At 73.2% G+C, this 9,742-nt stretch carries 11 protein-coding genes; 4 read left to right on the top strand and 7 right to left on the bottom strand.

What is annotated here, in order from left to right:
- Nucleotides 1–54: 54 nt before the first annotated feature.
- Nucleotides 55–516 (bottom strand): YchJ family protein, encoded by a 462-nt coding sequence (locus IXW69_RS11235; RefSeq protein ID WP_323745303.1) that lies wholly within the window; start codon nt 514–516, stop codon nt 55–57.
- 8 nt (nt 517–524) lie between these two features.
- The gene (locus IXW69_RS11230; RefSeq protein WP_228525364.1) at nt 525–1,880 is read right to left on the bottom strand and encodes a M18 family aminopeptidase; all 1,356 of its coding nucleotides are present in this window, start codon (nt 1,878–1,880) and stop codon (nt 525–527) included.
- A gap of 249 nt (nt 1,881–2,129) precedes the next feature.
- Between IXW69_RS11230 and IXW69_RS11225 the strand changes: the two genes are divergently transcribed.
- Complete coding sequence (locus IXW69_RS11225) at nt 2,130–2,744, top strand: GtrA family protein (protein WP_194786423.1); 615 nt, start codon at nt 2,130–2,132, stop codon at nt 2,742–2,744.
- Between the two features lie 110 nt (nt 2,745–2,854).
- Here IXW69_RS11225 and IXW69_RS11220 read toward each other — a convergent pair whose 3' ends face one another.
- Entirely contained in the window at nt 2,855–3,574 is a 720-nt protein-coding gene (locus IXW69_RS11220; RefSeq protein ID WP_228525367.1) for an aminoacyl-tRNA hydrolase, read from the bottom strand.
- 211 nt (nt 3,575–3,785) lie between these two features.
- On the opposite strand from IXW69_RS11220, the gene IXW69_RS11215 reads away from it, so the two are divergent.
- The 3 genes from IXW69_RS11215 (at nt 3,786) to IXW69_RS11205 (ending at nt 6,164) form a co-directional block, all read left to right on the top strand.
- Nucleotides 3,786–4,934, top strand: a complete 1,149-nt coding sequence (locus tag IXW69_RS11215; protein WP_228525363.1) for a M48 family metallopeptidase — start codon at nt 3,786–3,788, stop codon at nt 4,932–4,934.
- A 40-nt stretch (nt 4,935–4,974) separates the two neighbouring features.
- Complete coding sequence (locus IXW69_RS11210; RefSeq protein ID WP_194786422.1) at nt 4,975–5,709, top strand: LppP/LprE family lipoprotein; 735 nt, start codon at nt 4,975–4,977, stop codon at nt 5,707–5,709.
- Nucleotides 5,710–5,813: 104 nt separating this feature from the next.
- Nucleotides 5,814–6,164, top strand: a complete 351-nt coding sequence (locus tag IXW69_RS11205) for a hypothetical protein (protein WP_194786421.1) — start codon at nt 5,814–5,816, stop codon at nt 6,162–6,164.
- Between the two features lie 105 nt (nt 6,165–6,269).
- On the opposite strand, the gene IXW69_RS11200 is transcribed toward IXW69_RS11205, so the two are convergent.
- From IXW69_RS11200 to IXW69_RS11185, 4 genes are all read right to left on the bottom strand, one after another.
- Nucleotides 6,270–6,902, bottom strand: a complete 633-nt coding sequence (locus IXW69_RS11200; RefSeq protein WP_228525361.1) for an alkane 1-monooxygenase — start codon at nt 6,900–6,902, stop codon at nt 6,270–6,272.
- A 29-nt stretch (nt 6,903–6,931) separates the two neighbouring features.
- A complete protein-coding gene (locus IXW69_RS11195) occupies nt 6,932–8,833 on the bottom strand; it encodes a heavy metal translocating P-type ATPase (protein ID WP_194786420.1) in 1,902 nt (633 codons plus the stop codon).
- Complete coding sequence (cmtR, locus tag IXW69_RS11190; RefSeq protein WP_194786419.1) at nt 8,830–9,189, bottom strand: Cd(II)/Pb(II)-sensing metalloregulatory transcriptional regulator CmtR; 360 nt, start codon at nt 9,187–9,189, stop codon at nt 8,830–8,832. The genes IXW69_RS11195 and cmtR overlap by 4 nt, the downstream gene beginning before the upstream one ends.
- Before the next feature lie 89 nt (nt 9,190–9,278).
- Nucleotides 9,279–9,533, bottom strand: coding sequence for a hypothetical protein (locus tag IXW69_RS11185; protein WP_228525359.1), 255 nt, complete (start codon nt 9,531–9,533; stop codon nt 9,279–9,281).
- Nucleotides 9,534–9,742: the final 209 nt, after the last annotated feature.

Genomic DNA, 9,742 nt, shown 5'->3' with positions numbered 1-9,742 from the left:
CGGGTACCCGGTGCGCTCGCGGCTCCCCGCACGTCCGCGTGAGGGGTGCTCGGCTCAGAGCGCCTCGACGTAGAGCCAGCGTCCGGCGCGGCGCAGGAAGCGGCTGCGCTCGCGCATCACCTGCTCCGGTCCGAGGACGCCATCCGCACCGGCGAGCCGGTAGCGGGCCGTGAAGGCGACGACCGCCTCGGCGCCGTCCGGCTCGTCCTCGTCCCCGCCGGCCGTCTCCTCGATGGTGAGGCCGGTCCACGTCGTTGCCGGGTCCCCGTAGGGGCCGGACGGGCGGGTGCGGGGGTGCCAGGTGCGGAAGAGGTAGTCCTCGTCGCCGAGGGCGAAGGCCGTGTAGCGCGAGCGCATGAGCGCCTCAGCGGTGGGCGCGGCCTCGCCGTCGAGGCAGGGGAGGCAGCAGGTGACGAGCGTCCGTCCCGAGCCGCAGGGGCAGCAGGACTCGGCGGGGCCGGCGAGGCGCGAGGCGCGACGGTCGGCGCCGAGGAGCCCGAGGGCGGTGCGGCGCACGGAGCGGCTCACTCCCCCGCCCAGTAGGCGAGCAGGGCCTGGGCCATCCACGGGCCGTCGAGGACGCCGGCCATCTCCCGCTGCGAGTGCATCGACAGGAGGGGCTGACCGACGTCCACGGTGGTGACGCCGATCCGCGAGGCCGTGATGGGACCGATGGTCGTGCCGCAGGAGACCGAGTTGTTGGAGACGAAGTCCTGGTAGGGCACGCCGGCGGCGCGGCAGGCACGGTCCCACACGACGGTGCCGACGGCGTCGGTCGCGTAGCGCTGGGAGGCGTTGATCTTGAGGAGCGGCCCGTGGTTGATGAGGGGACGGACCTGAGGATCGTGCTTCTCGGGGTAGCTGGCGTTGACGGAGTGCCCGGCGTCGGCGGAGACGCAGACGGAGCGGGCCATGAGGGCGGCGCGCTCCTCCCCCTCGTAGCCGAGGCCCGCGGCGAGACGGGCGAGCACGTCCTCGAGGAAGGGGCCGGCGGCACCGGAGCGGGTCCCCGAGCCGACCTCCTCGTGGTCGTTGGCGACGAGGACGACGACGTCGCGGGCGCCGGCGGCGTCCCAGGCTTCCTCACCGTCGGCGGCGAGCGCCTCGAGGGCGACGAGGCCGGCGTGGACGGAGGTGAGGTTGTCGAGGCGGGCGGAGGCAAGGAACTCGCGGTGGCGGCCGATGCGGGCGGGGGCCTCGGTCGGGTAGGTGAGGACGTCGTGCGCGACGAGCTCGGCAGGGTCGATGCCGGCGAGCTCGCAGAGGTACTGCTCGACGGCGTCGTGCTCACCGCGGGAGGCGGCGTCGTCGCCGTCACCCTCGAGGAGGCTCCACAGGGGCATGAGGTGGGCCTGACGGTCGAGGTGGAGACTCTCATTGACGCCGCGGTCCAGGTGCGGCGCGAGCTGGGAGACGCGGGCGACGGGTCCCGTGCGCACGAGGTGGACGGCGCCGTCGCGGGTGGTGAGTCGCCCGGCGAGGCCGAGGTCCCGGTCGAGGAAGGAGTCGAGGAGCGGCCCGCCGTAGACCTCGGCGTTGATGAGCTGCCACCCGGAGCGGTCGAGGGCGGCGCGCGGCTTGAGCTTGAGGGCCGGGGAGTCGGTGTGGGCGCCGACGATGCGGAAGCCGGTGGCGGGGCCCGGACGGTCCGGGAGCATGAAGGCGATGACGGCGCCGTCGCGGACGACGAGGCCCCGGGCAGGAAGCTCGTCCCAGGGCTCGGTCTCGGCGAGGGGCGTGAATCCGGCGGCCGAGAGGCGCTTGGAGACCTCGGCGACGGCGTGGTAGCTCGTCGGTGAGGCGGTGACGAGGTCGGCCAGGGAGGTCGTGTAGTCGTCGGGGGACGTGAGCGTCTGGGCGGGTGTGGGACGCGATGACATGGCGCCAGTGTGGCACCTCATCGCGAGTGGCCTGACGCCCGTTGCGGGTGAACCGGCCCCCGCAGAAGGGACGCGCTGCACCGACGCGGACCGTCGTCGGCAGCCTCGGTGGCGCGCCCCAGGAGCGCGTCTCGCCCTGAGGTAGGAGGAACGGCGACTCTTCTCTCACCCGCCCGGCCTTGTCCGACGACGTCGTGGCACGACAGACTCGGACACGACGGTTCCGCGAGGAACCGGGTGAGGATCGTAATGGCGGGACGGCAGCAGCGCGACGACGGGCCGAGCCGCGCGCCTCGACGCGGCCGCGGTGCCGTCAGCTCGGCCCGCGAGCGTGTGAGCACGCGCCTCGACGACCCGTCGCGCGTCGCCTCTCGCGCCTTCCTCCGCCTCATCACCCGCCTGCACCGGATGCTGCCGCGCTCCGTGCGGCGTCGGGTTCCCGTCACCTTCATCGGCTACGCGCTCATCAACGGCTCAGCCTTCTGCCTCGACGTCACGATGCTGTGGGTCCTCTACGACCACCTGCACTGGCTCTACCCGGTGGCCGTGAGCGTCGGCTACGCCCTCGCCGGCGTGTACTCCCTCCTCATGAACCGCTGGCTCAACTTCCAGGCCCGCGGTCACCTGGCCGCCCAGGGCTCGCGCTACGCGATCGGGCTGGTGAGCCAGTACGTCATCTTCATCCTCGGGCTGTCCTCGCTCCTGCACTGGGCGGGCGTCAACGCCGAGCTGGCGCGCTTCATCTCCGCGTGCTGCGAGGGGCTCTACCTCTACGCCCTCATGCGCCTGTGGGTCTTCCGCGGCACCCCGGAGCCGGCCGAGGCGGACCCGGACGAGGAGGCCGTCGCCGCGAGCGCGGTCTGACGCCGCCGGAGGAGGTGCGAGCCGGACTCAGGCCTGAGCACCCCGGGGGCTGCCGCACGGTCCCGGCGCCTCATCCGCAGCGGAGCGCGCAACGCGTGCCCGATCGCTCGTCACCAGAAGGCGCGCGTGGTCTCCGTAGGCCCGTCGAGCTCGGTGAAGCCGGCGTCGATGATGGACACGGGGCGCGGGGTGCTCTCCCACGACTCCCTGCTCGGGGGGACGACGCGGACGCGGTAGCCGTCGGCGGCCCAGGCCTCCCGGACCGCCTCCGGCATCTCCTCACTCTCCCAGGCGAGCTGGGCGGCGTGGGCGACCTGGGCGCAGAGCTTCCCGCTCGTCATGACCTCGAGCGGCGTGACCTCGATGGTGACGAGGGCGTCCGTCGACGCCGACCCCTCGCCCAGCTCGATCTCGGAGGCCGCCGCCGGGTCCCGCGCGACGCGGACGGCGATCGCCGCGGGGGCGGGCGGGAGCTCGTCGCCGTGAGGGAAGTGGGTGCCCTCGACCTGGGTCTTCGCGAGCGCGGGAGGAAGAGGCTTGACGGGGCCGGGGACGAAGGCCCGGGCCTCGGCCCTCCCCCAGCCGCGCGGCCCGTCCTGGACGACGGTGGCGCCGGGAAGCTCCTGGACCTCGTCCCAGCGCTTGCCCCGGGCACGGCGCACGAGCTTGCGGATGCGGCCGTCGCGCCAGTACTCACAGGCGTCGTGCCAGGGGCCACCGGGGGCCGCCTCGGGCGAGGCGAGGAGGGTGACGACGGCGCGGGCAGTGGCCTCGGCGACGTCGATGCGGCGGGCGGGGTCGACCTTGTCGTAGCGGACCGCGACCTGCATGCCCCAGGGGACCTCGTGGTCGGGGTGGCCGGTCATCGAGGGCAGTCCGTCCCCGGCGTCGGGGGCGAGGGCGGCCAGAGGTGAGAGAGGGGCGTCGCCGCTGGTGCGGTCGGAGGGGTGCGCAGGTGTCACGCGCTCGACCCTAGCCCGCGCACGGTCCTCGTCCCGCAGGAGGATCTGCCCGCCGTGGCACGCCGCTAGCGTGAGGAGCATGGACGAGCAGCCGACACTTTTCAACGGAGCGACCATCCACGGCCGCAGTGGCACGAGGGCGCTGAGCCACCCGGCCGAGATGCCGCTCGTCTACGCCTGCGTCGTCGTCACCGTGCTCATCTACGCAGCGTGGATCGCGGTCATCGTCTGGCTCGCCCACGCCCCGGCCACGACGGGGGCCGCCGGCGAGGTCCGGTCCTTCTTCACCGACGGCGGCACGGGCGCCCAGCTGCTCCTCGTCGTCCCGGCGCTGCCGGTGCTCCTGTGGATCGGCCGCGCGCTCATGTACGCCCAGCAGCGCGCGATGGCCGTGCAGATGGGGCCGACGCAGTTCCCAGAGGCCTACCGCATGGTGGTCGAGGCGGCCAACGCCTTCGGCCTGCGCAAGGTGCCGGACGCCTACGTGGTGCTTGGCAACGGCCAGGTCAACGCCTTCGCGGCCGGGCACGGGTTCCGCCGCTACGTCGTCGTCTACTCCGACCTCTTCGAGATCGGCGGCTCGTCCCGCGACCCGGAGGCGCTGCGCTTCGTCATCTCCCACGAGGTCGGCCACCTGGCCGCGGGGCACGTCTCCTACACCCGGCTCCTCCTCACGACGCTCGCGGCCCAGGTGCCGTTGCTCGGGCCGGCGCTCTCACGAGCCCAGGAGTACACGGCGGACAACCACGGCTACGCGATCGCGCCGCGGGGCGTGCCCGGAGTGATCGGCCTGCTGACGGCGGGCAAGTACCTCGGGGCGCACGTCAACCTCCACGCGGTGGCGGACCGCGCGACTCGCGAGCGGGACCTGTGGCTGCACCTGGTCGTCTGGGGAGCCTCGCACCCGGTGAGCACGTGGCGCGCTCACGCCCTGCGCGATCGCAGCCGACCGGGCCGCCTCATGCTGCGCCCGCCGGCGACGACGGCCTGGTTCCCGCCGGTGCAGCCGGCGGGAACGGAGGCCTCGGGCGCGTGGCCCTCGCCGCCGCAGGTCCTCGCCCACCTCGACGCCGTCGCACCGAGGGTCGACGGCGGCGAGCAGTTCGGGCGCTACCCGGGAGTCGAGTACGCGGTCCCGCGCGACGCGGTGCGCCTGGCGGACCCGACGCCGGCGCCCCGCACGACGCTACCTCCGGCGGTACCGCCCGAGGCGCTCCCCCAGTCCTGACGTCGATCCCGTCCCCACCATCCCTACCCAGGAGGATCCCATGAGCACGACACTGACGACACGTCCGCCCTTCGCACCGGCCGGCACCCACCGGAGGAGGTCACGACGGTCCGCCGCCGTCATCGCCGTCGTCCTGGCAGCCGTTCTGTCCCTCGCGGGCTGCGGCGGCGGCCAGTCCGACGCGACCACGTCCCAGGCCTCGCAGGCCGGCGAGGCGACCAGCGCGGCGCCGTCGAGCTCCGCTCCCTCGTCCAGCGCGACGGAGACGCCCACCGCCTCGGCTCAGCCCGAGCAGACCGAGCTCGCCGTGGCGGCGTCAGGAACGGCCACGGCCGCCGCGACGACGGCCGCCGCCGAGCCCACCTGCGCGACGACGTCGGGCTCGGAGGCGCTCGAGCAGAACCTGTCGCAGGTGCCCGCGGACTCGCGCGGCTACCCGTGGACGGCGGACTACGCGGAGACCGACGGCTACGACCCGTGCGCGGTCCTGTCCTGGATCACGATCACGATCGACGGCGGGACGGCCTCCTCGCCGTACCAGATCATGCTCTTCCACCACGGTCAGTACATCGGGACGACGGCGTCGGACGGGATCGGCTTCCACCCCGACGTCGTGCGCGTGTCCGACTCCGAGATCCAGGTGACCTACACGTACCCGCTCCAGAACGAGTCGAACGCTGAGGCCTCCGGCCGAGCGGTCTCGACCTTCACCTGGGACGAGACGGCCGGCTCCATCGTCCACGCCGGGGAGTGGCCGCCGGACGTCCAGGGCTGAGCGGCGAGCGCGGCCGGGGACCGTCCGTTCACGGGAGACCCGCCACCCCGCCCACGGTTTCTCACGGTCTTGGCCGGAAGATCACAGAACGGTACGGTGCCCCCATGAAGTCCCGAACCCTGGCGATCCTCGCCGCCCTCGCGATCGTCGTCGGCGCCGCCCTCGTGCTCGTCCCCCGCACGGGCTCCGCCCCCGAGGTCACCTGCCTCGCCCCCTCCGCCTCCGTCTGGACCATCCAGAAGGACGGCGAGTCCTGCACGGTCTCGCAGACCGACTACGAGGCCTACAGCTCGTGGGAGAGCGGCTCGTCCATGCCCTTCCACTGGGCCGGCTGGCTGCTCATCGTCGCCGGGGCCTGCACGGGCGTGGGAGCCTGGGTCGTCCGCCGGGGCGAGACGATGCGACGCAAGGCCGATGCCGGCGAGCTCCCGGCGCTCACCGTCGTCGTCCAGTAGCGGGAGAGGCGTCCCCGCGACGCCACGCGCCCAGACGAGGCTCCCCCAGAAGCACGACGCCGCCCCTCGGGCGCAGGACCACCTGCGTCCCGAGGGGCGGCGCCGTCACGCTCCGAAGCCGACCCAGCCGGAGCCGTCGGCCCCGTCGTCGATGATGCCGACCTGGTCACGCGACCCCTCGCCGCGCAGGCCGAAGAAGCGCTCATCGAGAGCGGTCGTGATCGGGAAGATCGAGCGGGACACGCTCACGCGCGGCGTCCAGTCGTGGCCGGCGGCGCGCCAGGCGTCCTTGTCGACGCGGATCTGCTCGGCCTGGAGGTCGGAGAAGCCGGCGCCGGTGGCCTCGGTCAGCAGCGTGGAGCTCATGAGGTTGAGGCCCTCGCGGGCGGTCCACTCGGCGGTGGCGCAGCTGCTGGCACCCCACCAGAGGCGGTGGTGGAGCCCGGGCGAGTAGGGCTCGATGCGCAGCTCGTCACCCCGGGCGACGGTGCCGCCCGTGGTCGTGCCGTTCTCAAGGTCCTTCCTCGCCTGCGGGACGCCGTCGACCGCGGCGAGGAGCTGGTCGGTGTGCTCGTGGGCTACGTCGGCGCCGCGAGGGTCCTCGCCGTGGTAGCCGAAGGACTCCCAGCCGCGCAGGGCCTGCTCCGGTGAGCCGCGGGAGATGGCGATGCGCTGGTCGAGGAGGAGGTCGAGGGCGCCGAGCTTCTCGGCGAGGTGGAGCGGGTTCTCGTAGCGCATATCGGAGTTATAGCACTCGATGATCCCTCCTACTTCCTCGTCCTGGCGGCGCGGAGCCCGTTGAGGATCACTATCACCTCGGCGATCTCGTGCACGAGCACCACCGCTGCGAGGCCGAGTACGCCGAACAGGGCGAGCGGCAGCAGGGCGGTGATGATCAGCAGGGACAGGATGATGTTCTGGTTGATGATGTGCCTGCCGCGGCGGGCGTGGTCGAACGCCCGCGGGAGGAGCCGCAGGTCGTGGCCGGTGAAGGCGACGTCGGCGGACTCGATCGCGGCATCGGAGCCGGTCGCGCCCATCGCGATGCCGATGTCCGCGGCCGCCAGGGCGGGGGCGTCGTTGATGCCGTCGCCGATCATCGCGACCGAGCCGTGCCTGCCCAGCTCGCTGATCGCGGCGGCCTTGTCCTCGGGACGCAGCTCGGCGCGCACGTCCCCGATCCCGGCCTGCGCGGCCAGCGCGCGGGCGGTGCGGGCGTTGTCGCCGGTGAGCATGGTCATCCCGACGCCCTGGGCCGCGAGGGTGCGCACGACCTCTGGGACCTCGGGGCGCAGCTCGTCGCGGACCCCGATCGCGGCGACCGGGGCCCCGTCGAGGTGCACAATGACGACGGTCATGCCCTGCTCCTCCAGGCCCGCGACCTGGTCCTTGAGCGTCCCCGAGTCCAGCCAGCGAGGGCTGCCGACGGTGACCCGGGCCCCGTCGAGGGTGCCTTCGATGCCGTGCCCGGCCTGCTCGGTGACGTCCAGGGCGGCGGGGGCTCCGGGTGCGGCGGCGGTGATCGCGGCGGCCAGCGGGTGGGTGCTGTGCTGCTCCAGGGATGCCGCCCAGGCCAGGGCCTGCGCCTCGGTCACGCCGTCGGCGGTGAGGACGGCGGTGACGGCGGGCTCGTTGCGGGTGAGGGTGCCGGTCTTGTCGACGGCGACGTGGCGGATCACGCCGAAGCGCTCGAACACGGCACCGGACTTGATGATCACGCCGAACCGGCTCGCCGAGCCGATCGCGGCGACGACGGTGAGCGGGACGGAGATCGCCAGCGCGCACGGCGACGCGGCGACGAGCACCACGAGGGCGCGGGTGATCCACAGCTCCGGGTCGCCGAGCAGCGAGCCGATGATCGCGACGAGAGCGGCGAGGATCAGCACGCCGGGCACGAGGGGTCGGGCGATCCGGTCGGCCAGCCGAGCGCGGTCTCCCTTCTCGGCCTGCGCCTGCTCGACCAGCTCCACGATCGTGGTCAGCGAGTTGTCCGTACCCGCCGCGGTCGCCTCGACCTCCAGGGCACCGGCGGTGTTGATCGCCCCGGCCGACACCGCGTCGCCGGGCTCGACCTCGACCGGGATCGACTCGCCGGTGATCGCGGAGGTATCCAGGCCCGACCGACCTGTGCGGACGATGCCGTCGGTCGCGATCCGCTCACCGGGGCGCACCAGCATGAGCTGCCCGACCTGGAGGTCCTTCGCGGCGACCTCCACGGGCGCGCCGTCCCGCCGGATGGTCGCGGTCTCCGGGACGAGCTTGAGGAGAGCCCGCAGCCCGCCGCGGGCGCGGTCCATGGCCTTGTCCTCCAGCGCTTCGGCGATGGAGTACAGGAACGCCAAGGCGGCGGCCTCCTCGACGTAGCCGAGGATCACCGCGCCGACCGCGCTGATCGTCATCAGCAGGCCGATGCCCAGCTTGCCCTTGGACAGCTTGCGGATCGCGCCCGGGGTGAACGTCGACGCGCCCAGCAGCAGGCCGATCCAGAACGCCACCAGCGCCGGGACCTCCGCCCCTGTCCATTCCAGGACCAGGCCCGTGCCGAAGGCGACGCCGGAGAGCACCGGGACCATGATCCCGCGGTCACGCCACCACGGACGCTCCTGCTCCTCATCGGCTTCCTCGCCGACCCGGGTCTCCGGCTCGTCGCAGCCGCACGCCGCGCTCACGCGCCCGCTCCCGTCCCGCAGCAGCCCGGCACAGTGCACGCGGCGTCCAAGCACGGCGCGTGCTCGTCCACGGCCAGCGTCACGTCCACCAGCGCCGTGAGCGCCGCCGCGAGGTGCGGGTCGGCGATCTCGTAGCGCGTCTGCCGACCCTCGGGCTCGGCGACCACGATCCCGCAGTCGCGAAGACAGGTCAGGTGGTTCGACACGTTCGAACGCGTCAGCTCCAGCTCGCGCGAGAGCACGGCCGGGTAGCTCGGCCCGTCCAGCAGGGTCATCAGGATCCGGGAGCGCGTCGGGTCCGCCATGGCCCGGCCCAGCCGGTTTATGACGTCGAGGCGAGAAGCAATAGTCAGCATGCACTGAACTATACAGTAGTGGCTGACCTATTGTCACTCTGGGGAGTTCTGCCGCACGCGCTCCGCGCGCTTGCCCTCGGGAGCTGGGGTCACCTCCGCCAGCGGGGCCATGACGGCATCCCGCGGCCCTTCCACGTCTCCGCGAGGCCGACGACCCAGCGGGCGGAGGCGAAGAGGGCGTAGCCGGCCCCGGCGAGGCCAGCGCCGACTACGAGCCACCGCCCGATGCCGAGCCACACGCTCCCGTCCACGTCCAGCGCCCACTGAGCACCCGTGATGAGGTCCGCTGCGGCCATCCAGACGCCCGCGACCAGCATCGCGAGCGGCACGAGCGCGAGGAGCATCGCGGCGGCGGCGCTCCAGAGCTGGCGCGCCTCAACCTTCGCTGTCGCGGCGATGATCCGCTCGGCCCGCTCGTTCGCGGCGGGTCAAGTCCCGGGAAGTGGTGTAGCGATCCTTCGCTGATTGGTCAGGCGGTCAGAGCGGGCAAGGAGCTGGTGGTGACCTCCTCGGTGCTGGTGTCGGGGACGAGGCTGAGGCGGCATCGGGCGAG

The organism is Actinomyces haliotis, assembly GCF_015355765.1.
GTDB lineage: Bacteria > Actinomycetota > Actinomycetes > Actinomycetales > Actinomycetaceae > Actinomyces > Actinomyces haliotis.
Note: the sequence above shows the minus strand (reverse complement) of the source record. Positions and strands in the feature narration are given on the sequence as shown.